The 25,973-nt window shown below is 73.0% G+C and carries 24 protein-coding genes and 1 tRNA gene; 9 read left to right on the forward strand and 16 right to left on the reverse strand.

What is annotated here, in order from left to right; translation table 11 throughout:
- The first annotated feature begins 1,065 nt into the window (after window positions 1-1,065).
- Together OG946_RS12090 and OG946_RS12095 are read left to right on the forward strand one after the other, a co-directional pair.
- Window positions 1,066-2,109 carry an AAA family ATPase gene (locus tag OG946_RS12090; protein WP_326796125.1) on the forward strand — a complete coding sequence of 348 codons (1,044 nt, stop codon included), beginning with the start codon at window positions 1,066-1,068 and terminating at the stop codon, window positions 2,107-2,109.
- A gap of 122 nt (window positions 2,110-2,231) precedes the next feature.
- Window positions 2,232-2,414 carry a hypothetical protein gene (locus OG946_RS12095; protein WP_326796126.1) on the forward strand — a complete coding sequence of 61 codons (183 nt, stop codon included), beginning with the start codon at window positions 2,232-2,234 and terminating at the stop codon, window positions 2,412-2,414.
- Window positions 2,415-2,430: 16 nt separating this feature from the next.
- On the opposite strand, the gene OG946_RS12100 is transcribed toward OG946_RS12095, so the two are convergent.
- Complete coding sequence (locus tag OG946_RS12100) at window positions 2,431-3,288, reverse strand: hypothetical protein (RefSeq protein WP_326796127.1); 858 nt, start codon at window positions 3,286-3,288, stop codon at window positions 2,431-2,433.
- A 302-nt stretch (window positions 3,289-3,590) separates the two neighbouring features.
- On the opposite strand from OG946_RS12100, the gene OG946_RS12105 reads away from it, so the two are divergent.
- From OG946_RS12105 to OG946_RS12115, 3 genes are all read left to right on the forward strand, one after another.
- Complete coding sequence (locus OG946_RS12105) at window positions 3,591-3,932, forward strand: hypothetical protein (protein WP_326796128.1); 342 nt, start codon at window positions 3,591-3,593, stop codon at window positions 3,930-3,932.
- 223 nt (window positions 3,933-4,155) lie between these two features.
- Window positions 4,156-4,548 carry a DUF6193 family natural product biosynthesis protein gene (locus OG946_RS12110; protein ID WP_326796129.1) on the forward strand — a complete coding sequence of 131 codons (393 nt, stop codon included), beginning with the start codon at window positions 4,156-4,158 and terminating at the stop codon, window positions 4,546-4,548.
- 1,045 nt (window positions 4,549-5,593) lie between these two features.
- Entirely contained in the window at window positions 5,594-6,673 is a 1,080-nt protein-coding gene (locus OG946_RS12115; RefSeq protein WP_326796130.1) for a hypothetical protein, read from the forward strand.
- Here the strand turns inward: OG946_RS12115 and OG946_RS12120 are convergent.
- The gene (locus OG946_RS12120) at window positions 6,645-7,310 is read right to left on the reverse strand and encodes a GyrI-like domain-containing protein (RefSeq protein ID WP_326796131.1); all 666 of its coding nucleotides are present in this window, start codon (window positions 7,308-7,310) and stop codon (window positions 6,645-6,647) included. The two genes, OG946_RS12115 and OG946_RS12120, sit on opposite strands and share 29 nt — an antisense overlap.
- A 25-nt stretch (window positions 7,311-7,335) precedes the next feature.
- On the reverse strand, window positions 7,336-7,752 hold the full coding sequence (locus OG946_RS12125) for a YybH family protein (RefSeq protein ID WP_326796132.1): 417 nt from the start codon (window positions 7,750-7,752) through the stop codon (window positions 7,336-7,338).
- Window positions 7,753-7,776: 24 nt separating this feature from the next.
- Between OG946_RS12125 and OG946_RS12130 the strand changes: the two genes are divergently transcribed.
- Window positions 7,777-8,190 (forward strand): winged helix-turn-helix transcriptional regulator, encoded by a 414-nt coding sequence (locus OG946_RS12130; RefSeq protein ID WP_326796133.1) that lies wholly within the window; start codon window positions 7,777-7,779, stop codon window positions 8,188-8,190.
- A gap of 29 nt (window positions 8,191-8,219) precedes the next feature.
- On the opposite strand, the gene OG946_RS12135 is transcribed toward OG946_RS12130, so the two are convergent.
- The 4 genes from OG946_RS12135 to OG946_RS12150 all read right to left on the reverse strand — a co-directional run bounded on the left by OG946_RS12135 (window position 8,220) and on the right by OG946_RS12150 (window position 12,222).
- Window positions 8,220-10,001 (reverse strand): DEAD/DEAH box helicase, encoded by a 1,782-nt coding sequence (locus OG946_RS12135; RefSeq protein ID WP_326796134.1) that lies wholly within the window; start codon window positions 9,999-10,001, stop codon window positions 8,220-8,222.
- A 109-nt stretch (window positions 10,002-10,110) separates the two neighbouring features.
- The gene (locus OG946_RS12140) at window positions 10,111-10,530 is read right to left on the reverse strand and encodes a type II toxin-antitoxin system death-on-curing family toxin (protein ID WP_326796135.1); all 420 of its coding nucleotides are present in this window, start codon (window positions 10,528-10,530) and stop codon (window positions 10,111-10,113) included.
- A gap of 3 nt (window positions 10,531-10,533) precedes the next feature.
- A complete protein-coding gene (locus tag OG946_RS12145) occupies window positions 10,534-10,737 on the reverse strand; it encodes a ribbon-helix-helix domain-containing protein (protein ID WP_442814327.1) in 204 nt (67 codons plus the stop codon).
- 24 nt (window positions 10,738-10,761) lie between these two features.
- Window positions 10,762-12,222, reverse strand: a complete 1,461-nt coding sequence (locus OG946_RS12150) for an MFS transporter (protein ID WP_326796136.1) — start codon at window positions 12,220-12,222, stop codon at window positions 10,762-10,764.
- A gap of 222 nt (window positions 12,223-12,444) precedes the next feature.
- On the opposite strand from OG946_RS12150, the gene OG946_RS12155 reads away from it, so the two are divergent.
- Window positions 12,445-12,516 (forward strand) — tRNA-Cys (locus OG946_RS12155).
- Between the two features lie 152 nt (window positions 12,517-12,668).
- On the opposite strand, the gene OG946_RS12160 is transcribed toward OG946_RS12155, so the two are convergent.
- Entirely contained in the window at window positions 12,669-13,391 is a 723-nt protein-coding gene (locus tag OG946_RS12160; RefSeq protein WP_326796137.1) for a TetR/AcrR family transcriptional regulator, read from the reverse strand.
- Between the two features lie 77 nt (window positions 13,392-13,468).
- Here OG946_RS12160 and OG946_RS12165 point away from each other — a divergent pair, with 77 nt between their 5' ends.
- Entirely contained in the window at window positions 13,469-13,783 is a 315-nt protein-coding gene (locus OG946_RS12165) for a DUF1330 domain-containing protein (RefSeq protein ID WP_326796138.1), read from the forward strand.
- 51 nt (window positions 13,784-13,834) lie between these two features.
- Here the strand turns inward: OG946_RS12165 and OG946_RS12170 are convergent, their stop codons facing one another.
- The 7 genes from OG946_RS12170 to OG946_RS12200 form a co-directional block, all read right to left on the reverse strand.
- Window positions 13,835-15,394: an IPT/TIG domain-containing protein gene (locus tag OG946_RS12170; protein ID WP_326796139.1), complete on the reverse strand. Its 1,560-nt coding sequence runs from the start codon at window positions 15,392-15,394 to the stop codon at window positions 13,835-13,837.
- A 255-nt stretch (window positions 15,395-15,649) separates the two neighbouring features.
- Window positions 15,650-17,929, reverse strand: a complete 2,280-nt coding sequence (locus OG946_RS12175) for a xanthine dehydrogenase family protein molybdopterin-binding subunit (protein WP_442814328.1) — start codon at window positions 17,927-17,929, stop codon at window positions 15,650-15,652.
- Window positions 17,926-19,653: a 2Fe-2S iron-sulfur cluster-binding protein gene (locus OG946_RS12180; RefSeq protein ID WP_326796140.1), complete on the reverse strand. Its 1,728-nt coding sequence runs from the start codon at window positions 19,651-19,653 to the stop codon at window positions 17,926-17,928. The genes OG946_RS12175 and OG946_RS12180 overlap by 4 nt, the downstream gene beginning before the upstream one ends.
- Complete coding sequence (locus OG946_RS12185; RefSeq protein ID WP_326796141.1) at window positions 19,650-20,546, reverse strand: FAD binding domain-containing protein; 897 nt, start codon at window positions 20,544-20,546, stop codon at window positions 19,650-19,652. Before OG946_RS12185 ends, OG946_RS12180 begins: the two co-directional genes overlap by 4 nt.
- Before the next feature lie 251 nt (window positions 20,547-20,797).
- On the reverse strand, window positions 20,798-22,471 hold the full coding sequence (locus OG946_RS12190; protein WP_326796142.1) for a beta-N-acetylhexosaminidase: 1,674 nt from the start codon (window positions 22,469-22,471) through the stop codon (window positions 20,798-20,800).
- Between the two features lie 93 nt (window positions 22,472-22,564).
- Complete coding sequence (locus tag OG946_RS12195) at window positions 22,565-22,864, reverse strand: DUF3039 domain-containing protein (protein WP_018843843.1); 300 nt, start codon at window positions 22,862-22,864, stop codon at window positions 22,565-22,567.
- 30 nt (window positions 22,865-22,894) lie between these two features.
- Entirely contained in the window at window positions 22,895-23,476 is a 582-nt protein-coding gene (locus tag OG946_RS12200; RefSeq protein WP_326796143.1) for a YqgE/AlgH family protein, read from the reverse strand.
- A 662-nt stretch (window positions 23,477-24,138) separates the two neighbouring features.
- On the opposite strand from OG946_RS12200, the gene murA reads away from it, so the two are divergent.
- The gene (murA, locus tag OG946_RS12205) at window positions 24,139-25,500 is read left to right on the forward strand and encodes a UDP-N-acetylglucosamine 1-carboxyvinyltransferase (protein ID WP_326796144.1); all 1,362 of its coding nucleotides are present in this window, start codon (window positions 24,139-24,141) and stop codon (window positions 25,498-25,500) included.
- Window positions 25,501-25,604: 104 nt separating this feature from the next.
- Here murA and OG946_RS12210 read toward each other — a convergent pair whose 3' ends face one another.
- Entirely contained in the window at window positions 25,605-25,886 is a 282-nt protein-coding gene (locus tag OG946_RS12210) for an HU family DNA-binding protein (protein ID WP_027773875.1), read from the reverse strand.
- Between the last annotated feature and the right edge of the window lie 87 nt (window positions 25,887-25,973).

A 25,973-nucleotide genomic window follows, 5' to 3' on the forward strand; every position in this document is an offset into this window, starting at 1 on the left:
GCCCGGGACCCCGGTGTGTGCGGGCGGGCGGGCGAAACTCGGGCTCGGGGGTCCGATTCGGCCCGGATCCGGGGGCGTTACCGCGAGTTACGACGCAATTCCTCCGCCCGGGGACCACGAACGGCGGTCACCGGCCTCGGAATCGGCCGCGTGCACGTCGATGGGCGAAAGTCACCCCACGAGGGCGATTTGCCCTGGTTCGCTGGAAGGGTCACTGCGAGTTTGGCTCAATTCTCCTTAGCCTCGCGCTTTCATGAGGATGCTCGTACATGTTGTGTTGTCTCCCAATGGCAACCGGTACTACGGCCACCTCCGACGCCCACCCGGCCCGCGCCCACTTCCCGGGATCACCGGTTATAGGACGCGCCGCTTCCGATGACATCTATCCGCAGGTCATCGGGCCGGGGAGGGCCTCCCCAGTTCCCGTCGCCACCTTCGATACGTTCCGCGCCCCATACGCCGGGGAGTCCTTCACGGCTGCCCGTCCAGGATCTTCACCGCTTCCATGGCCTTCACCCCGATTTCGAGAGGCTCGGCACTCCCTCGTTCCACCCGAAAGAGTGGCTGAGTAACGACGCCACAGGCTTCGCGTGATGCTACGGACCGTATCGTCGCTCCCCCTTGCAGGGCCTTTGACGCTGGGCTTCGACGCCGGACGTTTCCCTCCGACGCCGCCAGCCTGCTACCGGGCCTCCTGACAGCTACCCGGACCGGACTTCCACCGGCAGGCGACGACGAGCTTCCGAACAGCAAGAACACCGCTACGTCACGGTGTCACCTCCTGTCCTGCTGGGCGCACGAGAAAACCTCACAGCTACGGAGACCACGGAAGCTGACGCCCTGCGTCAGTTCGGCGGGGCTCTCGCTCACTACCGCGATCAGCCAACGCCTTTCCGTTTCGCCGACTGGGGTGAAGCTGTCACCGAGCTCATGCGTATCGCGGACGGGGGCAGCCCCGTCACGGCGGTCATTGATGAGTTTCCCTTCGTCGCGAAGGCGTCCCCGGCTCTCCCTTCGATCATCCAGCGTGCCCTCGATCCGACGGCCCAGCGCATCAATACCCCCGTGCGGCTCTTGCTGTGCGGTTCCGCGCTGTCCTTCATGGGAGGGCTCCTCGCCGGAAACGCCCCGTTGCGCGGCCGCGCCGGCCTGGAGCTTGTCGTCCCCACTCTGGACTTCCGTCTCGCCGCCGAGTTCTGGGAGATCGCCGACCCGCGCACCGCGCTGCTCACCCACGCCATCGTCGGCGGTACTCCCGCCTATCGCCGCGAGTTCACCCAAGGCGACACCCCCGCCGGCCCCGACGACTTCAACGCCTGGGTCGTCCGCGCAGTCCTCAATCCTGCCCGCCCGCTCTTCCGGGAAGCCCGCTATCTGCTCGCCGAAGAGCCAGAACTCCACGACACCGCCCTCTATCACTCGGTCCTGGCCGCCATCGCCGCCGGAAACACCGCTCGCGGCGGCATCGCCGACTACCTCGGCCGTAAGTCCACCGATCTCGCCCACCCGCTCAGCGTCCTTCAGGACGTCGGCATGATCACGCACGAGGCTGACGCCTTCCGCCGTAACCGCTCCGCCTACCGCATCGCCGAACCCCTCATCGCCTTCTACCACGCAGTCATGCGTCCTGCCTGGGGTGACCTGGAGCGCCCCGGACGCGCCGGTGCGGTGTGGCGCCGCGCCCAGTCCACGTTCCACAGCAAAGTCGTCGGCCCGCACTTCGAGCAGGTCTGCCGCGAGTGGGCCCGTTGGCACGCCTCGGCCGAAACCCACGGCGGGGTGGCCACCAGAGTGGCGAGCGGCACCGTCAACGACCCCGCCGCGAAGACCAGCCACGAAGTCGACGTCGCCGTCCACGGCGACACCGAAAACGGCGTCGAGGGGCTTTTGGCCATCGGTGAAGTCAAGTGGAACGACGTCATGGGGCAGAGACATCTGGACCGCCTCCAGCGCATCCGCTCCCTGCTCATGGCACGCGGCACAGCTACCGACGCCACGAGACTGCACTGCTACAGCGCCGCCGGCTTCACCGACGACCTGCGCCTCCGCGCCGAAAGCGACCCCACCATCCAACTGATCGAGCCGCATCGCCTCTACCACGGCGACTGATCAACGCTACCAGGGAGGGCGGGCGGCTGTTCGCCGGATGACCAGAGCTGCCAGCCGGGCCAGCCCGCCTGCCTGCCCAAGTTCCCCCTCACGCCGCCGCCCCCGCCCTCGGGCGGCCCGCAGTGACCGCGGCGTGGCCCGAGCACGCCGCGGCGCTCGCGGACGAGGTGACGCACCCGCAATCCCGCTGGCGCGACGCCGTACGCTCCACGCCGCGGCACCTGCTCGTGCCGCGGTGGTGGTGGGCCGAGCAAGACGGGGCGCTCCTCGGTTCCCTGGCCGCCGACCCGCCGCGCGCGGCGTAGCCCGCGGTCGCGCCGGTCACCTGGAGGAGGACCTTCGGGGCGGTCCTGACCGGGCAACACGTGACCAGTCGCTGTAAGCGACTTGCCCGCGGCCTCTGTTGCCGGTGTGGGTGATGTCGTCGTCGGACGAGGAGTCGTACTCGTGCTGCGCGGAGGTCGAGGGAGGGGCGTAGGCCGGATGTCCGGCGTCGACCGGGCTCTCTGCGCGGAAGTCGCCGCTGTAGGTCGCCTGCGGGGGGCTGCTGCTGCCGGCGTAGGCCGCGCCCTGGGCCGTGCTGTAGGCAGACGGCTGGTGGTACGGGTACTGGTACTGGCCGGGGGTGCCGGTGACGCTCCCGCCGTAGGTGGTGCTCGGGCGGAGTGTGAGGTCGGCCGGATTTATGTACACAGGGTTCTGCGCAACGTGAGGCGGCGCTGGCGCGGCGGGTGCGGCGATGGACATCTCGCTGAACTGCCGCGACATCGCTGTCTGCCACGCAGGCGGTGGCGGAGGCGGTGACACGGCCCCGGACGGGCCCGCAACAGCCGTCCCAGGCGCGCCCGTCGCTGAGGGCTCTGCGCCAGAGTCCCTGATAAGACGGGCGAGATCCCTGTCTAGTTCTTTATTGGTCCGCGCGTAGAGCCGACTGCTAGACCGCTTCTTGGTTTCAGTCGCGATTCGCTCGTCGCGCTGCTCGCGCGTCTCCTTGGCATCCCGCTTAGCCCTCTGTATCTTTTTCCGCTCCTTCTCATACGCGCGTCGCACCTTAGCCTTCTCGGGGGTCTCCTCCGACTTCTTCTTGTCCCGGTGCCTCTGTGAAGACCTACGTGAAGTTTCGCGTCGCTTCCGCGCCCGCCGCTCTTCGGTGGTCTCCCCAGGCTGTCCGTCATCCATGGCGTGCTTGTCCCTCTCGTTCCACAGATCTGATAAGTCGCTTGCTGTACGAGTACCAACGTGCCCCGCCACAGGCCGGTTCACCGGCAAAGGGCGACGACGCTTTCAGTGCCCGCCCGCGGTCGCGCCGGCCACCTGGAGGAAGACCTTCGGGGCGGTCCTGACCCAGGGCTCCGTCGTTCTCGCGATCGGTCGGGAATGATCACGTGAGTCCGAGGGTCGTAAGCGGCCGGGTCATGTCCCGTCCGTGATGGCGCAGGCCCTGGGCGATGTTGTCCCGCCCTGTCAGGCGGAGTGCGCCGATGGCCAGGTTCCGCAGGGAGGCCATCGCCCGGGGCGCCGCGGCTGACCGCACCTGGCCTGACGTGACAGCCGAGTTCGGACCTCCCTCTGTGCTGTTCGGAGGAAACAATCCGCTGTACGGGAAGACGCTCGGCTACCTCACGAAGGATCCGCAGCAGCCGATAGTGGTCTTCCACCTGTGGAACGGCAGCGAACCAGGGGCCGAACCGTGGCCACCCGAGCATGAGCAACCGCTGCTCCTCGCGGTGCGATTCGGCGGCAGCTCGTTCAGCGGATCGCTGACCTTCACCCCCGAGGGCGGACAGAGAAAGCCGACGGGTGATCCTTGTTCGGCGCAGTAGCCGGTCGACGGTCGTCCAAGCGGTACAGGACTCGACGCGAAGGCCGTAGCGGTGAGTCTGGCGGACCAAGGCGTGCAGCGCGATCCGCTCGCGGAACTCTCACGCTTCCGGGGAGTCTTCGGCGTACGCCCGGCCTGCCCGCCACATGAAGGGCACCAACCCACGACGAACAGGCACCGTTCCCGCCTCGTGACGCCAAGGGCGCGGCGTGGATGATGGCTCGATGGCAACGACTCCATGGAGCGACAGGATCGAAGCGGGTTGGCGCGCGGTCCGCGCTGATGGGCGCGTGCGTCCGGAACTGCTGGACCTCGCCTACGCCGAACCGAGACTCCGGCAGTTGTTCCCGTGGACGGGCATGGGTGAGCTGCACTTCAGCCGGTGCACCGAACAACGGTGGACGTGGGACATCCCCTACATCCAGCCCGCAGCCGACGGTGGTTACCGGGTCTCGGGACCTCTACGTTCCCAGACCGTGGGGCCTGCCCAGACAGCCGCTCAAGCCATCGCCATGGTGAGGGAACGCCTGCCAACCGGTTGCGGGCCCGCCTTCCTCGGCACGCCGGACGAACTCGCCGCCCACGAGAAGGCAGCCCAAGACCGCCCCAACGGTTAAGCGACAAGCTCACTCCGAGCGACCTTGGGGCGAGCCGGTCCGCCCGGGGTCCGGCAAGTGCGCGCGAGTGGGCGAAAGGCGGCCCTTGGGCGCCGATTCGGGCCGTATCCAGGGGTGTTACCGCAAGTTACGGCCCATTTTCTCCGCCTCCGGCGGTACGGACAGGGCCCCGGCGCGCCGCCGCCGGGCGGATGCACGTCGTGCGGCGGGGAGTTGGGCGTTGCCTCCCCGGGTAGGCGGGCTCCGGGTGCTGGAGGCCGCGGGTTCTTGCGTGTGATCGCCGCTGCGGCCGGAGCCGGTTCCGCCGGGGACGTGGCCGGGCTCCGAGGTGGGGGGCCCAATGCTCCACAACCCACGTTGGGCCGTTCACCTACGAGATCGCCCACCCCGACGCCCGCCCTCCCCACGACACCGGGCAGTCCGGCGACGAGGGCCCCGCCTACCGCGCCGCCGCCCCCGCACCCCGGAGCATCCGCCCCCGGATCCACCACGCACCGGGCCGCCACCCCGGCGCCGCAGCATCCAGTCCCCCGGGCCCACCACGCACCACGCCGCGCGGGAGCGCCGGCCCCCGGTCCAACCACGCACCAGCCCGCCCCGCCCGGCGCCGGCAGCATCCGCCTCCGGGCCCACCACGCACCCGGCCCCCGCCCCGGCGCAGGCAGCATCCCGCCCCCGGAGCCGGGCCCCTCGCCCGCACTGGGCGCCCACAGCCCAACTCCCGTGCACGCGAACGCGAACGCGAACGCGAACGCGCACGCCCACGCCACGCGACGCCCACGCGCGAGCAGACTTGGCCTCCCGTAGGCGGTCCGCCCCAGCCCCACTCCAGCCCCACCCCGACTTTCGCCGCCCACAGCGCCCCCGCCCCTCTCACCCGCTCCCGACGCGACAACGTGCTGATGAAGGGGGCTTTCATGCTCGTTGCCGGATTTTCCCTCGGCGGGGGTGAGTTCCCCTCATGGATGCAGGAGCGTGAGAACTGCTTCATACAAGGGCACCCCGGGCAGTTCACCCCCGTCGCCTGCCGTTAATCTCCGCGCTTATGACCGACCTTGAGATACACCAGCCGGACGCGGACGGCACCGGCGGCCGACCCGCCGATTCCGCGTCCAAGACCAAGGCTGACGCCGACGCCGACGGGGGTAGCGGGGGGAACGGGCCCAGCCGGGAGCGCGAAGCTGTCCGCCCGGCTGCCGAAGCCGCGGATGTCGCCGCGGCTGCCGAAGCCGCCGACGTTGCCGCAACGGGCGTAGCCGCTGACACCGCAGGAGTCGCCGACACAGCAGCAGTCACCGACACCGCCACAGTCGCCGCCACAGTCACCGGCACCGCAGCAGTCGCCGGCACCGCCGGCACCGGCCCCCTCGCCGGAGCCGCCCCGCCCCCCGCCCGCCGCTGGGTCCTCTGGGGTGCCGGGGGTATCACCGTCCTCGTCCTCGCCGCGGATCTCCTCAGCCGCGGCTTCAACCACTTCGAGCCCATACCCAGCGTCCGCCGCATGGTCAACGTCGACCTCGAAGCCAACATCGCCACCTGGTGGAACAGCACCCTCCTCCTCGCCGTCGCCGGCGTCGCCCTCGCCGCCGCGCTGCTCAGCGGGCGCGGTGCCCGTCCCAGCCGACTGTCGTGGCTCGGGTTCTCCGCCGCCACCGCGACGCTCAGCGTCGACGAGACCGTCTCCCTCCACGAACGCCTCGGCGAGGTCGGCAAGTCGTGGAAGAACACCGCCGGGGTGGCGCTCCCGTCGCACGCCTGGGTGCTGCCCGGGGCGATCCTCGCCGTGGCGGGCGTCGTGGTCGCCGTGGTGTGGGCGCGGCGGCTGCCGCGGGATCTGCGGTACGGGCTGCTGGGGGCGCTCGGGGTGTATCTGGGGGGCGCGCTGGTCGTCGAAGCGTTCAACGGCTGGGCGCACAAGAACGACCACAGCCTCACGCTCATGCTCGGCACCCTCGTCGAGGAGGGCCTGGAGATGGGCGCCTGCGTCGTCGCCCTCGCCGTCCTCGGCCGCTACGTCGTCCTGGAGCACGACCCGGTCACCGGCCGGACCTCGGCCTTTCTACGCTACCAGCGTTCCCGGCGCCCCGAGCGCGCGGTCACTCCGCCCGTTCGACAGGCTGCCTGAGCACGGTCCTCAGCTTCTCCGGCCGGGCGCGCCGCGGGTCGCTCAGGTAGACCTCGTGGTGGTGCCCGGTCATCCGGAGGCCGTTCGCGGCCAGGTACTCGTCGTGGAGCCTGGCCAGCGCCGGCCCTTCGTCGTCGTACGGGCCCACGTGCAGGAGCTGCGCGCTGGTGCCCTCGCGAAGCGTTTCGACGCGGAGCAGCGGCAGCGCGGGCAGGGCGGCGGCGCCCTTCTTCGCCAGCGCCGCCCGCTTCGCCTCCTCGACGAAGTCGTCGGTGATCCACTCCGGCAGGCTGATCAGCATGCGCCACTGCCAGGCGCCCTTGTCCCGCGCCACGAACACCTCCGGGCGATCCGCCCACCACAGCCCTTCGAGCGGTCCGACGACGAAGTCCCGGCCCAGGGTGCGCTTGCTGGCGAACTTCACCGTGTACGCGACCGCGTAAAGCGCTTCGACGGCCCGGGCGTAGTCGGCGCTCGTGTTGGGGTCGCCCTTGCCGTCGACGGCGAGGAAGCGCTGCGCCGGTACGTCGACCAGCTCCCAGTCGGTGTTCTTCGGCGCGTAGAACTGCCTGAGCGCGCGCTTGACGTCGTACTTGACGTCGTACGTGCCGTCGGACCGGCTGTCGGAAGAGGGCATGGCGCAGCCTAGCCCGGCGGGTCCGTCACGCCGCGGCCGCCGTACCGAAGGGGTTGTCGATCACGTACCGCCACACCCCGTCCGCTCCCCTGCGGGCGACGTCGGTGGCGGTGCCCTCGACGTGAACCCGCGCCCGGTCCCGCCCCTCCCCTTCGAGGACCCAGTCGACGACGAGCAGCGCGGTGTCCCCGGTGGCGTACACATGCCGCGGCTCGACCCGGATGGGCACGCCCAGCGCCTGGAATGCGGTGCTGGCCGCCACCAGCTCCCTCCCGGAGACGCACGTGCCGGGGCGGGGAACGAAGACGGCGCCGTCGGCGTAGATCCGGGAGAGGGTGTCCGGGCTGCCGGAGTTGAACGCGGCGGCGAAGGCGTACGGGAGCTGCTCGGCCTCGTACGGGCGGAGGGAGCCGGCGTGGCCGGGGCGCGGGTGAGTGGTCATGGACGCAGCCAAGCCGACCGCGGCGTGGCTCACCAAACGGAAACCGACGGTGCGGACCGCGAGACGCGGGACGAGGAGACCTGGGACGAAGAACTGGCCCCGACCCCCGCCGGACGCACATGCCGGCCCGAGCCGGACTGCCCGGTGGAGATCGCGCTCGACGCAGTCGCCGGCCGCTGGACGACGCTGGTGCTGCGCGAACTGATGGGCGGCCCGCACTCCTTCGGCGCCCTGCGCGCCGGGCTGCCGCAGATCAGCCCGAAGGTGCTCACCGAGCGGCTGGCCGCGCTGCGGGACCGCGGGCTCGTCCTACAGGAGCGGTTCCCGGGCTTTCCCGTCCGTACGCGCTACACCCTCACCCCCGCCGGACGGGCGCTGCGCCCGCTGCTCGTGGAGCTGTACCGCACCGGGGCGGAACTGACCCGGCTCCGCGACTGACTCCCGCCCTGCCCCGTCCCGCCCCGTGCTCACTTCATCCGGGTAGCCCACTCCCGCACCTTGGCTATCCGCTGCCGGATCTGCCCCGGCGTCGCCTCCGCGCTCGGCGGGCCGCCGCAGACGCGGCGCAGCTCCGTGTGGATCACCCCGTGCGGCTTGCCGCTCTGGTGGACGTACGCGCCGACCAGGGAGTTCAGCTCCTTGCGCAGCTCCATCAGCTCGCGGTGCGTGACCACGGGACGCCGGTCGGCGGGAAGTTCCAGCAGGTCCGCGTCCTCCGCCGGCTTCTTCCTGCTGTGCGCGATCTGGCGCGCCTGCCGCTTCTGCAGCAGCAGTTGCACCTGGTCCGGCTCCAGCAGCCCGGGGATGCCGAGGTAGTCCTGCTCCTCCTCGCTGCCGGGGTGGGCCTGCATGCCGAACTCGGCGCCCTCGTAGACGACCCGGTCGAAGACCGCGTCCGACTCCAGTGCCTCGAAGGGCAGTTCGTCCTGGTCGCCGGTGTCTTCGTCCTGCTGCTTCTCCGCCTCCGCGAGCTCCTTCTCGCTCTCGGCGTACGGGTCCTCCTCGCCGTCCGGCTTCGGCTTGTCGAGGACGTGGTCGCGCTCGACCTCCATCTCGTGCGCGAAGCCGAGCAGCGCGGGGATCGTCGGCAGGAACACGGACGCGGTCTCGCCGCGCCTGCGCGACCGTACGAACCGGCCCACCGCCTGAGCGAAGAACAGCGGCGTCGAGATCGTCGTGGCGTACACCCCGACCGCGAGCCGCGGCACGTCCACGCCCTCCGACACCATCCGCACCGCGACCATCCAGCGGTCCCCGGAGTCCGTGAACTCGTCGATGCGCTTCGACGCGCCCGCGTCGTCGGAGAGCACGACGGTGGCGCGGTGGCCGGTGATCTCCTTGATCAACTTGGCGTAGGAGCGGGCGGAGTCCTGGTCGGCGGCGATGACGAGGCCGCCGGCGTCGGGGATGCCGCGGCGGATCTCGGTGAGGCGGCGGTCGGCGGCGCTGAGGACGTTGGGCATCCAGTCGCCGCGCGGGTCGAGGGCGGTGCGCCACGCCTGGGCGGTGGCGTCCTTGGTCATCGGCTCGCCGAGACGCGCGGCGACCTCGTCGCCCGCCTTGGTGCGCCAGCGCATGTTGCCGCTGTACGAGAGGAAGATGACGGGGCGGACGACGCCGTCGCCGAGGGCGTTGCCGTAGCCGTAGGTGTAGTCGGCGGAGGAGCGGCGGATGCCGTCGTTGCCCTCTTCGTAGACGACGAAGGGGATGGGGTTGGTGTCCGAGCGGAACGGGGTGCCGGTAAGCGCGAGCCGCCGGGTCGCGGGCTCGAACGCCTCCAGGCACGCCTCGCCCCAGGAGCGGGAGTCGCCGGCGTGGTGGATCTCGTCGAGGATGACGAGCGTCTTGCGCTGCTCGCAGCGGTTGCGGTGCAGCATGGGCCGTACGCCGACGCCGGCGTAGGTGACGGCGACGCCCTGGTAACTCTTGCCGACCGGCCCCGCGCTGTACTCGGGGTCGAGGCGGATGCCGATACGGGCGGCGGCCTCGGCCCACTGGGTCTTGAGGTGCTCGGTGGGCGCGACGACGGTGATCTGCTGCACGACGTGGTGGTGCAGCAGCCAGGAGGCGAGGGTGAGCGCGAAGGTCGTCTTGCCGGCGCCGGGGGTGGCGACGGCGAGGAAGTCGCGCGGCTGGGTCTGCAGATAGCGGTCCATGGCCGCTTCCTGCCAGGCACGCAGCTTGCCGGCGGTGCCCCAGGGGGCACGGCCGGGGAAGGCCGGTGAGAGGTGATGAGAGGTGGTGCTCACGGTCTCCGGGTGGGGTCGGGTCGGTCGTTTCTGGCGGCCGCTCGTCGCCGACCGCGTCAGCCTACCGCCGCCCCACGCGCCACCCGCGGCGCGCCGGACGAGAGGAGCCTCACACGAACCCGGGTCGCGTACTGCCCGTTTCGCCCAACTCGCCCCGGCGCAGGGCCCGGAGCTCCGCCGCGATCACGGCGGCGTCCTCGGTCTTGCCGGTCGCAATGTCGATGACGAGGTCGAAGGCCCGGTCCTGGTCGATGTCCAGCATCTCCACCCCGTTGATGTCGAGGAAGACGACCGTGCACATCCAGGCCATGCGCTTGTTGCCGTCGACGAGCGGGTGGTTGGTCGTGAGGGACTGCAGCAGCGCCGCGGCCTTCTCGACCAGGTCGGGATACGCCTCGATGCCGAACATCTGCGACTGCGGCCGGCCCAGCGCCGACGTGAGCAGCCCCAGATCCCGTACCGCCACCCGCTGTCCGGCGCAGGCAAGTTCCGCCAGGTCCAGGGCTTCCTGGACCGTCAGGTACTTCACGCGCTACTCCCCCAGCCTCCGGAGCAGATCCGCATGGTTCGTGGCGTACTTCGCCCCCAGCTTGCGGACCGTGGCCCGGTCGGCCTCCTCGGTCAGATACCGCTCGACCGCCATCAGCACTATGGCGTGCATGCTCCGGCCCTCCTCGTCGGCGCGCTCTTTCAGCGCCTCCTGGAGGTCGTCCGGCAGCCTCAGGTTCATGGCCATACCACAATGGTACCGCGACGCGTATCAATGCGGTACCGGATGCGGCCCCGGCGTCGTACGCAGTCTCCCCGCCACCGCCGCGCCGACCAGGGCCACCCCCGCCATCGGCAGCAGCACCGCCACGAACGCGCCCGGCTGGGCGTCGCCGCCGGCGCCCAGGGCGCCGTGGCCGACGGCCGCGCCGCCGAGGGCGGCGAAGACGACGCCGGCGACGGCCAGGAGGACGACGTTGGCGAGGGAGTCGGAGAGCTGGAGGGCGGCCGAGTTGGTGCCGGCCTCCTCGGGGGCGGAGAGCTTCAGGAGCAGCACGCTCGTACCGGAGATGACCATCCCCATCCCGTAGCACCCGAAGGCCCACTCGACGGGGACGATCCACACCGGCAGCGACTCCACCAGCACCAGCGGCGCCGTCGCGATCGCCGTGGCCGCCAGCAGCATGCCGATACGGACGAGCTGAGTCCGGTACGGGTCCAGCCGGGGCCGCGCCTGTGTCCAGGAGCCCAGCGCCCAGGTCGCCCCGCCGACCGCCAGGCACATGCCGGCCCCGGTCACCGACAGCCCGCGCTGGGTGACCAGCATCAGCGGCACGAAGCTCTCCGCGGCGACGAACGACCCCGCCGCGATGCCGCGCATCAGCACCACCGCCGGCAGCCCGCGCGCGGCGACGTACGTGCCCCGCGGCAGCAGCACCCGCACCGCCGGCACCAGCAGCGCCGCCCCGGCCAGCGCCGGCAGCAGCGAGAGCCAGCGCAGGTCCTGCCCCGCGTACTGCAGCAGCCCGCCGCCCGCCGCGATGGCCAGCGCGAGCCGGATACGACGCCGGTCGAGGGCGGGCGGCGCGGCGGGATCGACGGGGCCGCGGGCGCGGCGGCGTATCGCGGGGAGGGCGACGACCAGCGGCACGACGACCAGCGGCGGTATGCCGAGGAAGACCCAGCGCCACCCCAGGTGCTCCGTGACACCCCCGGCCGCCAGCGGCCCCACGACCGACGGCACCACCCACGACGCGGCGAACGCGGCGAGGATCGACGGCCGCAGCCGCTCCGGATACGCCCGGCTCACGGTCACGTACAGCGCGACGATCACCAGCCCGCCGCCGAGCCCCTGCACCGCGCGCCCGGCGACGAACGCCCACATCGTCTGCGCGGTCCCGGATATCACCAGCCCGACCGCGAACGTGCCGATCCCGGCGGTCAGCGGCCGCAGCGGCCCGCTGCTGTCGCACCACTGGCCGGAGAAGACCATGGCGAAGAGCGCGGTGGTGTAGAAGGCGGAGAAGGCGTAGGCGTAGAGCCCGATGCCGTCCAGGTCGTGCGCGGCGACGGGCATCGCGGTGCCCACGGCGGTGGCCTCGAACGCGATGAGCAGGACGACGGTGACGATCCCGATGCTGAGCGCCCGGTACGGCCGCCGCAGCACGCCCTCGGGGGCGGGCGGAACGCCGGCGGGAGCGACGTCGGTGTCGCGCGATTCGAGGCTGGCCATGAGCAGCAGCGTAAGTCCCCACACCGACAAGAGCCCCTGTCGGAGGTCGCGAACCCTCCGGTCCCTTGGTCCTAGTCCCCGCCCGCTCACGCCACCCGCTCACCCCGCCCGGGCCGCACCCGCGTACGTCGGCGGCATGCACACGCTGTTGCCACCGTGTGACATCCCCCCGCTGCGCATTGAGCCCCGCCCCTCCCCCGCCTACGCTCGACGGAGTACCAAGGCCGTGTGCCCGAGTGGCTGAGGGGCTCGCCTGCAAGGCGAGTAACGCGGGTTCGATTCCCGCCACGGCCTCCGCCTTCTGATCAGCCGCTGGTGGACCTGCGCACCACCGCACGCCCCCAGGTCCTCTGCACCAATCTCGCCGGCCACACCGACGCGGCACTCGTCGGGACGGCTGCCCGGAAGGCATAGGCCGGGCCCCGGATCGTCCGGGTGGGCGGGGTCTAGGCCAGGCCCAGCGACCTGACCAGGTCGAGCATTTCGGCGCGGTGCAGGGCGGCCGGATTGCCCGCGACGGGGTGGATGTGGCCGTCGACCTCCAGAGCCACCAGGCCGTGCATCCGGCCCCAGACACGCAGCGCGAGGGCCGCCGCAGCGGGTGGCACGTCCGGGAGATCCGTCCGGATCTTCGCGACGTAGTCCGGGTGGAGGTCGGACCAGGAGGTCTCCTCGGGCTGCCGGTGCCGGGCCTGGGGCCAGGCCTCGGCCACCAGGCGGGTGAGCTCGCGGCACACGCGGCGTGCCGTCTGGTCCACCGGCCCTTCCTCAGGGGGCCGGTAGCCGGGGACGGGGTGGCCGTAGAAGAGCCGGAAGCTCTCCGGGTGAGCCAGCGCCCACTCTCTCAGGGCCTGGCCCCAGGCCAGCAGCCTGCCGCCGGGATCGGTCTCGGGCACGGCGTTGCAGGCGGTTTCCGTCGCCTCCGCGAGCGAGGCGGCGATTCCGCTGATCAGCTCGGTGATCAGGTCGTCCCGGGTGGGGAAGTAGCTGTAGATCGCGCGAGCGGTCATCCCCATCTCGCGGGCGATGCCGCGCAGGGAGATCGCTCCGGGCCCCCCTTCCGTCATCTGCCGCAGCGCGATGGCCTTGATCTCCCGGGTCGTCTCGGCCCGCAGCCGCTCCCGGCGGCTCATCACGGCCGGGACGGATCCGCCCCTGTCGATGCTCACCCGGGAAAGGTTACAGGGGTGCGATAGTCTCCGCCGTGACATTAGTACACGCCGTGTCCAAAGAGACGGAGAAACGCATGCCCGCTTACGTCGTCGTCAACGTCGAGGTGCTCGATGAGGAGGCCGGCCGGGCCTACGCCCCCGTGGCCCAGCAGTCCATCCTCAGCCACGGCGGCCGTTACCTGGTCGCGGGCCCCACGCCCGAGCCCGTCGAAGGCACCTGGGACTCCCTCCGGTTCCTGCTCATCGAGTTTCCCGACATGGCCCGGATCCGGGAGTGGTACGACTCTCCCGAGTACCGGCGTGCCCGGGAGATACGCGGGGACAAGATCCGGGTGGGCATGCTGTTCGCCGAAGGCTCGCCGCCCGAGGGCTTCTCCCTCCCGGCCTAGCCGTGCCGCGGGGTGCGGTGGCGGGGAAGGCTCCCCGGGCGCCGCGAGCGGTCAGTCGCCGTAGGTGAACTCGTCGTACGGGCCCGTCGGGGACGTGGCGGAGTCGGTGACGATCATGATGTCCACCGTCGCCGGGTCCGTGGGGAGGCGGCGGGGGGCCCTGGCCGTGAGGCTCGTGGAGGACTCGTGGTCGACCTGCGCGGAGGCGTGGTTGCGGAAGAGGACCTTGGCGTCCTGGGTGAAGCCGGTGCCGTTGACGGTGACCTTGGTGTCGACCCGGCCGCGGGCCGGGGAGACCGAGGTGATCGCCACCGGGGCGGAGGGGCCGTACGCGAAGCGGGCCGCCGGGGCGGCCGGGGAGGTGCCGAGGAAGTTGGTGACGCGGACGTGGGCGATGCCGGCGCCCTCGGGGGCGTAGGCCGTGAGGGTGGTGGCGGAGTCGACGGTGAAGTTAGTGCAGGGCACCGTGCCGAAGTCGACGGCGGTGTTCGTGTCGAAGCCGGTGCCCGTGATCGCGACCTGGGTGCCGCCCTGCCCCGTGGTGGGGCTCAGGCCGGTCACCACCGGTCCTGCGTCCAGCGCCGGGGCGTCCAGCAGGGCGAGATACGTGTCGTTGGCGTGCTGGTACGCAACCTGGCCCAGGAAGTCCGCGGTGGTCTTGTCGGTGAGCGCGGAGTCGTTCGTGTGGTACTGCGGGTTCGCCGTGATCGGGTTGTCCGCTCGGGGCTGGACGTAGACGTTGCCCTTCCTGAACCCGTCGATCGCCAGCAGCAGTTCCTTCACCTTGTCGGTCGCCGGAGGGCCCGGCGGCGGGTACCAGTTCAGCGCCGTCCTGAGGTTCGACCAGGCCAGCGGGATCAGGTCGTACGCGTTGACGTGGCGCTCGTACTGCGCCCAGGGCAGCGAGTCGACGTAGTCGGCGAACCCCTGCCCGCCCGCGGTCGGCGCGGCGTACGTGACGAGGGCGAGCTGCGGCGGGTTCGCCGGCCAGTTCCACGCCTGGAGGTACGGGGCGAGCATGGTGGCGACGCAGCCGCCGAGGCTGTGGCCGATGACGTAGACGGTGGGCTGGGGCGAAGGCGGGAGGTTCTGCAGCAGGGCGGCGAGTTCCTCCGTGACCGTGGCCGTCAGCGGGACGGGCCCCGCGCCGGTCACGTCCCCCGCCAGCCCCTCCGCGCCGCGCGCCGTCGCGACCTGCGTGAACGCCGCCATCGCGCCCGCCGAGACCGCCAGCGGCGCCGCGCTCCCGGCCGGTGTGAACGTCACCAGCGTGCCGACGCCGAGGTCTTCGAGCATGTCGGCCGGGTTGTCGACGGTGCCGCGGACGACGACGGCGATCTGGTTCGAGCCGTCGGTGTTGAGGGCGACGTAGACGAGGTTGGCGTTGTCCGGGCTGAGGGCCAGCCACAGCAGTTCCCAGCCGCTGACGACCGTGGAGCTCTGCAACTGCGCCACGATGCCCCGGCGGATCCGCGCGGTCTGCTCCGCCACCGTCTCCCCCGAGGGCCGCGGGGTCGCGGCCGTGGCGGCGAGCGCGGCGAGGGTCATGGTGACCTGGGAGCTGAGCGGGGCCTGGGAGGTCACGGGGGTGGAGGGGGGTGCGGTCTTCATACGTGCTCCTTGCCTGCGCAGCGTCGGCGTCGGGGGCGGGGCGGGAGGCCCCGGAGGAGCACGTCTCGGCGGTACGGGCGGGGACGGGAGTACGGGCGGGGGTGCGGGTGCGTACGGCCGCGGCTCTTCCCGCGGACCGTATCGCCTCATCCTTCACATCACGGGCATTGAGCGCACAACGCCCCCGAAGGTGCCCCTACTGCCTCGCCCCCTCCTGCACCCCGGCCTGCCACACCCCGGCCTACTGCACCCCGGCTACTGCACCGCCGCCGACTGCGGCCGGATCGGCAGCCGGCTCACCGGCCGCCCCGTCGCCGCCCGCACCGCCGCCGCGACCGCCGCAGGCGACGTGACCACCGGCACCGCGCTCGCCGCCTTCGCGCCGAACGGCGCCACCACGTCCCGCTCCTCGATCAGCTTCACGATCCGCACGTCGGGCGCGTCGAGCGCCGTGGGCAGCGGATAGCCGGTGAGGTCGGGGTGGCGGACGATGCCCTTGTTCGTACGGAGGTTCTCCATCAGCGCCGCGCCCACGCCCTGCGTGACGCCGGCCTCGATCCGGGTCGCGAGCTGCCGCGGGTTGAGCACCTTGCCGACGTCCTGCGCGACGGCCATCTCCACCACCCGCACCGCGCCCAGCTCCACGTCCACGTCCACCACCGCGCGCACCGCGCAGAACGCCATGCCCACGAACGCGTCGCCCTGCCCGTTGGCGTCCAGCGGCTCCGTCGGGTGCGGGCGGCACTGCGCCGTGGCCCACAGCTCCTTGCCCTCCAGCGCCTCCGCGACCGTCGTCGACAGCACGCCGTCGTACGACGTGATCTTGCCGTCGGCGATCGTCAGCAGCTCCGCGGACATGCCGAACTTCTGCGCCAGCGGCTGAAGGAGTTGGGTACGGACCATCTTCGCGGCCCGCTCCACCGCGCCGCCCGAGACCCAGGTGTGCCGCCCGTGGCAGGCGGGCCCGGCCGCGGGCTGGTCGGTGTCGACGGGCGCGGTGTGCACCTCGTCGACGCCGAGGATCTCCTGCACGATCTGCCGGGCCAGGGTGGCGAAGCCCTGGCCGGTCTCCACGGCCGCGCAGATGACGGTGGCGACGCCGCCGCTGACGCGGACGGTCGCGGTGGCCACCTCGTCGGCGCCCTCGGCGCCCAGCATGTGCACCATGCCCAGCCCGTAGCCCACGCCCCGGCGCACGATGCCCGGCTCGCCCGCGCCCTCGGGGCCGCCGGGCAGCAGCGTCCCCTCGTCGGGCGGCAGCGGCGCTTCGCGTACGGCGGTGAGGAGTTCGGCGACGGGTGCGGGGCAGGTGACGGTCTGGCCGGTGGGCAGCAGGTCGCCCGTGGCCATCACGTTGCGCGCGCGCAGCTCCGCGGGGTCCATGCCGAGGGCGGCGGCGAGCTTGTCCATCTGCCCCTCGTACGCCGCGCAGACCTGCATGGCGCCCTCGCCGCGGACGTGGCCCGAGGGCGGGTTGTTCGTACGGACCACCCAGCCGTCGACGAACGCGTGCGGGACGACGTACGGGCCGCAGGAGAACGCCACCGCGGCGGCCAGCGCATCGGCCGAGGTGTCGGCGTAGGCGCCACCGTCCATCAGGATCTGCGCCTCGACCTTGACGAGCTTGCCGCGGGCGTCGGCGTGGTGCCGGTAGCGCAGCAGGGTGGGGTGGCGGTGGGCGTGGCCGAGGAACGACTCCTCGCGGGTGGCGAGGAGCTTCACCGGCGAGCCGGTGCGCAGCGCGAGCAGCCCGAGGGGCAACTGCATGGAGCCGTCCTCGCGGTCGCCCGTGGCGCCGGGGACGCCGGTGACGACGACCTTGACCCGGTCCGCGGCGAGGCCCAGGCAGGCGGACACCTGGTCGCGTACGGAGTGGGGGTCGGTGGCGGCCGCGTAGATCTCCACGCCGCCGTCGGGACGCGGCACGGCGAGACCGGCCTCGGCGCCGATGGGCGCGGGGTCCTGGCGGCCGATGCGGTACATGCCCTCGACGACGACCTCGCCGGCGGCCTGCGGGTCGCCGTAGCGCAGCGGGATGTGCCGGACCAGGTTGCCGTCGGGGTGCAGGGGCTCGGCCTCGAAGGCGGCCTGCGGGTCGGTCACGGGGTCGAGCAGTTCGTACTCGACGGCGATGGCGGCGGCGGCCAGCCGCGCGGTGTCGGGGTGGTCGGCGGCGACGGCGGCGACGGGCTCGCCGTGGTGCCGTACGACGTCGTGCGCGAAGACGGGCCGGTCCCGTACGCCCCTGCCGTGGTCGGCGGCGTCGGGCAGGTCGCGGTGGGTGACGACGACGCGGACGCCGGGCATGGTCTCGGCGGCGGAGGTGTCGACGGAGACGATGCGCGCGTGCGCGTGCGGGGAGCGGTGCAGGGCGGCCCAGAGGAGGCCCTCGGCCCACAGGTCGGCGGCGTACGGGAACGTGCCCTCGGTCTTGGCGACGAGGTCCGCGGCGGGGAGCGAGGCCCCGATCCCGTGCGCCTCGGGGCCGCCCGGGGGGATGGGGGTCGTGGCCGTGTGCTCCGGGGAGGGGGTCACCGGGGGCCTCCCTCGTGGGGGTTCGGGGAGCGGGGCGGGGGCATGCGGACCGTGTCGGGGGCGGGGTGGGCGCCGCCTTCGCCCGGGCCCGCCTGCTGCGGGATGCGGGCGCGCTCGGTGTCGTCGGCGTCGTCGGCGTCGTCGTCCTCGGTGTCCGGGGCGCGGCGGCCCGCGATGACCTCCTGGACGGCGTCGAGCACGGCGCGGTAGCCGGTGCAGCGGCACAGGTTGCCGCTGAGCGCCTGGCGGGCCTCCAGGTCGCTCGGCGAGTGGTTGCCCTCCAGCAGGTCGTGCACCGTCATCGCCAGGCCCGGCACGCAGAACCCGCACTGCACCGCGCCCGACGCGGCCAGCGCGCGCTGCACGTCGGAGTGCACGCCCTGGTCGGCCAGGCCCTCGACGGTGCGGATCTCGGCGCCCGCGGCCGTCGCCGCCGGCACCAGGCACGCCGCCACGAGGCGGCCGTCGACCTTCACCGAGCACGCGCCGCACTCGCCCTGCGAGCAGCCGTCCTTGGCGCCGGCGAGGCCCAGCCGCTCGCGCAGCACGTAGAGCAGGGACTCGCCGATCCACGCGCCGGTCACCGGGCGGTCGGCCCCGTTGACGCGCAGCACGTACGAGGCGAGGGGGTGTTCGTCCGCCGCGAGGGCGGTGGCGGGGGCGGGCTCCGGCCCGGTCTCGGCCGGGGCGGCTTCCGGCGCCGGTTCCGCTACGGGACCGGTCTCGCCGGTCTCCGGCGGCCGCGGTACGTCCGCCTCCGGCGCCGCGTGCTCCCGGGCGTCGCCGTCCGGCTGCCCTTCGCCCGCGGAGCGGTCGTGCAGCGCGTACTCGCCGGAGTCCTCCGGCAGGTCGTCGGGCGCGGTCGGGATCGCCCAGCCGGGCGACGTGTCGCCGTCCTGCGGCACCGGGCGCCAGGCGCTGATCTGCCCCTCGGCGGGAGGCCCTTCGCGGTCGGCGGGGTGCTGCGCGGCGCCCGGGGGGACCTCGCCGTACGGTCCTTCGCCGGCGTCCGCGTGCGCGGCGGCGCCGGGCCACGTGCCCGTACCCGGGTCCTGGTCCGCGGGGTAGGCCGGGTCCGCCCACCGCTGTGCGCCGCCGTCGGGGCCGGTGTCCTGCTGCAGTCCGTACGCGCCCTGCCCGCCGCCCGGCGCGTCCTGCGCGTACCCTCCCCCACCGGCTACTCCCCCGCCGGCTACTCCCCCGCCGGCTACGCCCTCACTGGCGGGGGTGCCCCCACTCTCACCGGCGGGGGGACCCCCATCGGCCGCCGCGCGCCTGCTCTCCGCCACCGCGCGCATGCCCGCCTGCCCGAAGCCCCCGGCCCCGGACCGCCGGGGCCGGGCCCCGCGGTCGCCGTACTGGTCGCCGTGGCCCCCGCCGTGGCCCTCGTGCGGGCCGGGCCCGGCCGCTTCCGGCCCGTACCCGTACGCCTCGCCGTGCCCGTAAGTCTCCGGCGCCTCCTGGGCCGTCTGCCCGCTCAGCCCCTCCGGGATCTGGAACTGCCCCGTCTGCCCCGGGTCCGTCGCCGGAACCGCTATCGGCGGCGGCACGTACCCGTGCCCGGGCGCCGCCAGCGGCGCGCCCGCGTCGGCCTCGGGGAACGCCTCCGGCGGCAACTGCACGAACGCCGTGGCGTCCGGGTCGCCGTCGGCACCGTGCGGCATCGGCTGCCAGCCCCCGGTGCCGTACTGCGGCTGCTGGTCGTCCACGTGGTCCCGGCTCACGACAGCGCCCTCCCCAGTGCCCGGCGGGCCAGCGCCGACACCGTACGCCGCAGGTGCAGCGCCGCCGCCGGCAGCCGCGGCGGCTCCTCGCCCTCCGCGCCCGGCGGCGGGTCGGGGATGCACGCGGCGGCGACGTACTCGCCGAAGGCGGCCAGCGCCTCCGGGGGCAGCCCGCGGTGGCCGTCCCAGTCCATCAGGCTCGCGACCCACTGCTCGGCCTCCATCGGCCGCAGCGGCGCGGGCGCCACCGCGCCGACGGCGCACCGCACCGAGCGGCGCGCCGGGTCGACCACCAACGCGACCGAGGCGACCGCGCGCCCCGGCCCCGTACGCCCGGTGGCCTTGAGGAACACCTGCGGCGCGTGCAGCAGCGGCGCCCGTACGAACGCGATCAACTCGCCGGTGCGCAGCATCTCCACGCCCGCGAGGAGGTGGCTGACCGGGATCTCGCGGTGCCCGCCCGCAGGTTCGGCGATCACCACGGTGGCGTCGAGCGCGGCCAGCACCGGCAGCGCGTCGCCGGTGCGGTCGGCGGAGGCGATGTTGCCGCCGAGGGTGCCCGCGTTGCGCACCTGCGGCGGGCCCGCGGCGCGCGCGGCGGCGGCGAGCGCGGGGATGAGCGCGGCGAAGTCGGGCCGCCCGATGCGCGCGTGGGTCAGGCCGCTGCCCAGGAGGGCGGCGCCGTCCTGGTAGTGCCAGCCGCGCAGTTCGCTGATCCGGCCGAGGCCGACGAGCGCGGAGGGGCGCAGCAGGCCCGCGTTGACGGCCGCCATGAGGTCGGTCCCGCCGGCGACGGGCACGGCGGCGGGCATGGCGACGAGCGCCGCGACCGCTTCGTCGAGCGAGTCCGGCAGCACCACCGTCTGTGCGGCCTGCGGTGCATGAGTGGTCAACCCGGCTGCCCCTTCCGCAGTGTCCCCCAGGAGTTCCGGCCGTTCCGCCGTACGGTACGGGCTCCCGGCCGGGACGTGGCAACTCTGGCACATCCGTCACGGTCCGGGGCCGCCTCCGGCGGCGCGGAAGAACACGAGCGTACCCCGCTCGGCGCCCAACTCGCGGGCCCGGATGGGGACCTGCTCCACACCACGAGGGGATTGTCACTCTTCGGGGAGTCTTGTACTACTTTCGGGACGGCCGTCGAGGCTCACACGATCGGGGGCGGTCCTTCGATCGGGCGTCCGAGCACTCCCGGGCGCCGCTGCCACGGCCGCGGGCCGCCGGGCGGGCGGTAGTCGACGCCGAGGGCGTCGAGGCGCGCGTAGTGCTCCTCCATGCGGGCCGCGAAGCCGGCGAAGTCCCGCTCGGCGGACGGCGGCAGGGCGGACCAGGCGACCTCGGCGAAGGCAGCGAGCCGCGGGTAGACCTGGTAGTCGAAGCGCTGCGGGCTCTCCAGCACCTCGCTCCAGACGTTGGCCTGGGTGCCGATGACGTGCTCCGCCGCCGCGCCTTCGAGCTGCGGCGGCACGGGCTCGAAGCGGTAGAAGTCCTCCAGGGTACGCACCTGGGCGATCGGCACGGGCTCGTCCGGGGCGCCCGATTCGCGGTAGTTGAGGTAGACCTGCTGCTCCGGGCACATGACGACGTCGTGTCCCGCCTGCGCGGCGGCGATGCCGCCGGCGTAGCCGCGCCAGGAGGAGACGGTGGCGCCGTCGGCCAGGCCGCCTTCGAGGATCTCGTCCCAGCCGATGAGGCGGCGGCCGCGGTCGGCGAGCCAGCGGTCGAAGTGCCGGATGAACCACGACTGCAGCTCGTCCTCGTCGGCCAGGCCGAGTTCGCGGATACGGGCCTGGGCGGCCGGCGAGGACTTCCACTGGTGCTTGGGGCACTCGTCGCCGCCGACGTGCACGAACGCCGACGGGAAGATGTCGAGCACCTCCTCGAAGACGCCCTCGTAGAAGCGCAGCACCTCCTCGGTCGGCGCGAGGACGTTCTCCGAGACGCCCCAGTCGCCCCACACGTCGAGCGCCGCGGTGTCGACGACGTCGGTGTTGCCGAGCCAGGGGTAGGCGTGGATGGCGGCCTGCGAGTGGCCGGGGATGTCGACCTCCGGGACGACGGTGATGTGCCGGGCGGCGGCGTACGCGACGATCTCGCGGAGGTCGTCCTGGGTGTAGAAGCCGCCGTGCGGACGCTCGTCCCAGATGTCGGAGGCGCGGTGGCCGACCTTGGTGCGCGGGCGCCAGGACGCGTCGTCGGTGAGCTTGGGGTGGCGCTTGATCTCGATGCGCCAGCCCTGGTCGTCGGTGAGGTGGAAGTGCAGCACGTTGAGCTTGTGCGCGGCCATCAGGTCGAGGTGGCGCAGCACCTCGCGCTTGGTGAGGAAGTGCCGGGAGACGTCGAGCATGAAGCCGCGCCAGCCGAACCGCGGGGCGTCCTCGACGCGGCAGTGCGGCAGCTCCCAGGTGCGCTCGCCGAGGGGGGCGGTGCGGTACGCCTGCGGGCCGAGGAGCTGGCGCAGGGTCTGCGCGCCCCAGAACAGCCCGGCGGGGCCGCCGCCGGTGAGGCGTACGCCGCCGGGGCCGGCCTCCAGCCGGTACGCCTCGGCGCCGGCCGCGCCGGCGGGGCGGCCGGCGAGGGCGAGCGCGGGGTCGACGGCGAGGCGGATGACGCCGGGGGCGTCCGCGTCGTCGGCGGCGTCCGCGGCGGCCGGGTCTCCGGGGGCGAGCGGCAGCCCGGTCGCCGCACCGAGCTCGGCGCGCAGCCACCGGGCGACGCCTTCGGCCCCCTCGCCTGCGGCGAGGACGGTGCCCTGGCCCAGGACGAAGGTCGCGGTGTCGCTGGTGCGGGCGGCGCTGCGGGGCGCGGGGATGAGATCCATGGCCTCATCCTGCCCCAGGACGGCGATTTGGACTAGACCATTCCGGCCGCGGCCCGGGGACCCTGGGACCCGGGGGCCGCGGCCGGAGAGCCGCTACTTCTTCTTGCCGCCGTCCTTACCGCCGTCCTTGCCGCCGCCGGCGCCCATGGACTCGTAGATCTCCTTGCACATGGGGCAGACGGGGTACTTCTTCGGATCGCGCCCCGGGACCCACACCTTGCCGCACAGCGCCACGACGGGGGTGCCGTCGAGCGCGCTGGCCATGATCTTGTCCTTCTGGACGTAGTGGGCGAAGCGCTCGTGGTCGCCGTCGCCGTGCGACACCTCCGGCGTCGGTTCGACGAGGGTGCCGGTGCCGGTTCCGCGTTCGGGCTCGGGGAGAGGAGTGCTCATGGTGGCCAAGGGTACCGACGGCACCGCGGATCAGTTCAGGCTCGGGTCGTCCGGATATGTCGCGACCATCGCCAGCTCGCTGCGCTGCCGCCGCAGCACCGCCCGCCACAGGCCCTCCGGCGCGGGCGAGGACACGTCGCCGGGCTCGGACTCCACGACGTACCACGCGCCGTCGTCCAGCTCCTCCTCCAACTGCCCGGGGCCCCACCCCGCGTACCCCGCGAAGATCCGCAGCGTGCCCAGCTCCGCCGCGAGCAGCTCGGGCGGGGCGTCCAGGTCCACCAGGCCGATGGCGCCGTGCACCCGGCGCCAGCCGAGCGGACCCTCGCCACCGGGCACGCCGCCCTTGTCGCCGGGGACCACCGCGAGGCCGAGCGCGGAGTCGAGGGAGACCGGGCCGCCCTGGAAGACCACGCCGGGATCGCCGGCCAGGTCGGCCCAGTCCTGGAGCACGTCGCCGACGCCGACGGGGGTCGGCCGGTTGAGCACGACGCCGAGCGACCCCTCGTCGTCGTGGTCGAGCAGGAGCACCACGGTCCGGGTGAAGTTCGGATCGGTCAGGGCCGGCGTCGCGACCAGCAACCGGCCCGTGAGGGATGACACCTCCGTCATGCGGACATGATCCCGCAGTTACGGGCGCGTGGGGAGCGGACGGCCGAGGAATACGGCAATGCGCGCACGCACGCCCCGGGGGGCCGGCCCCGGCCGCCTCTCGCGACGCAGGGGGTGCGCACCGGCGCGGGACGGGGCGCGCACCCCACCGGGCCCCGGGGTCTTCACGCCCCCGCCCGCGGGCACGGGGCGGGGGGTTGTCCCCGATCCCGCCCCTTCCCGAAACCGGGGGCTCCGCCCCCAACCCCCGCCGCGCGCGTCCGCGCGAACCCACGGGGGCTCCGCCCCCCCGGACCCCTGTCCAGCGGGCCCCCCAGCCGCGCCGCGGATTCGCGCTCGCCGGCCCGCGCGCCCGGGCCCGCCGTACGCGGCGCACATCAACCCCGAGGCTCCGCCCTCAAACCCCCGGGGCCCTCGCACACAGCCGCGCCAACCCGAGGGGACTCCCCCACCCACCAGGCCCCGAACCCGTCAGGCGCAACCCCACGCCCGCCCCGTCACCCTGCGCGCCCGGGCGCCGTACGCAGAGTTCCCCGGCTTCGTCCCTCCGAATCTGTAGCGAATTCATGACGTTCCCCGCCCTGCCCCGGCCCGGGGGAAGGGGGTCGGCGGGGCATTAGCATTTCTGTCTGTCCCAGTCCGTCTCCAGGATCGCGAGCCTCATGACAGCTCCTGACAGCGCCGATGTCCTCCTCGTCCACGGCGGTACGCCCCTCCGGGGCGAGATCCACGTCCGCGGGGCCAAGAACCTCGTGCCCAAGGCGATGGTCGCCGCGCTGCTCGGCAGTTCCCCCAGCCGGCTGCGCAACGTCCCGGACATCCGCGACGTGCGGGTGGTGCGCGGTCTGCTCCAGCTCCACGGCGTGACCGTGGGTCCGGGCGACGAGCCCGGTGAGCTGGTGCTCGACCCGACGTACGTCGAGAGCGCGCACGTCGCCGACATCGACGCGCACGCGGGCTCGTCCCGTATCCCGATCCTCTTCTGCGGCCCCCTGCTGCACCGCCTCGGCCACGCCTTCATCCCCGGCCTCGGCGGCTGCGACATCGGCGGCCGGCCCATCGACTTCCACTTCGACGTGCTGCGCCAGTTCGGCGCCCGGATCGACAAGCGCGCCGACGGGCAGTACCTGGAGGCGCCGCAGCGGCTGCGCGGCACGAAGATCCGGCTGCCCTACCCGTCGGTCGGGGCCACCGAGCAGGTGCTGCTGACGGCCGTGCTGGCCGAGGGCGTCACCGAGCTGTCCAACGCGGCCGTCGAGCCGGAGATCGAGGACCTCATCTGCGTGCTGCAGAAGATGGGCGCGATCATCGCGATGGACACCGACAGGACCATCCGCATCACCGGAGTGGACCAGCTCGGCGGCTACACCCACCGCGCCCTGCCGGACCGGCTGGAGGCCGCCTCCTGGGCGTCCGCGGCGCTGGCGACCGAGGGCGACGTCTTCGTCCGCGGCGCGCTGCAGCGCTCGATGATGACGTTCCTCAACACCTTCCGGAAGGTCGGCGGCGCCTTCGACATCGGCGACGAGGGCATCCGCTTCTGGCACCCCGGCGGCCCGCTGAACGCCATCGCGCTGGAGACCGACGTCCACCCCGGCTTCCAGACCGACTGGCAGCAGCCGCTGGTCGTCGCCCTCACGCAGGCCTCGGGGCTGTCGATCGTGCACGAGACGGTGTACGAGTCCCGCCTCGGCTTCACCTCCGCGCTCAACCAGATGGGCGCGCACATCCAGCTCTACCGCGAGTGCCTGGGCGGCACCCCCTGCCGCTTCGGGCAGCGCAACTTCCTGCACTCCGCGGTCGTGTCGGGGCCGACCAAGCTGGAGGGCGCCGACCTGGTCATCCCGGACCTGCGCGGCGGCTTCTCGTACCTCATCGCGGCGCTGGCGGCGCAGGGCACCTCGCGGGTGCACGGCATCGACCTGATCAACCGCGGCTACGAGAACTTCCTGCAGAAGCTCGCGGACCTCGGCGCCCGCGCGGAGCTGCCGGACGTCCCGGCCGCCGCCGCGGCGGCCGGCTGAGCGCCGCCCGCCCCCGTCCGCGTACGGAAGGAGGGCGGGTGGAGAAGGCGAAGGGCGGCCGCCCCCGCTGGGTCCGGCCGCCCTCCTTCTTCGGTCTGCGGGCCTTACTTGCCCTTCGCCGCTTCCTTGAGCTTCGAGCCGGCCGTGACCTTCACGCTGTAGCCAGCGGGAATCTGGATCGGCTCGCCGGTCTGCGGGTTGCGGGCGGAGCGCTCCTTGCGGTGGGTGCGCTCGAAGGTCAGGAAGCCGGGGATGGTGATCCTCTCGTCGCCCTTGCTGACGACCTCCCCGGCGACCTCGGCGAGGGCGGCCACCACGGCGTCGGCGTCCTTGCGGGTCACCTCGGCGCGCTCTGCGATCGCGGCCACCAGCTCACTGCGGTTCATATCTGTCTCCCGTGTTTTCTTGCCATTGAGGCGTGAGATCAAAGCCGATGCTGCCAGGACCCGCTGACAGTCCCCGTAACCGGGTCC

It is taken from the genome of Streptomyces sp. NBC_01808, assembly GCF_035917395.1.
GTDB lineage: Bacteria > Actinomycetota > Actinomycetes > Streptomycetales > Streptomycetaceae > Streptomyces.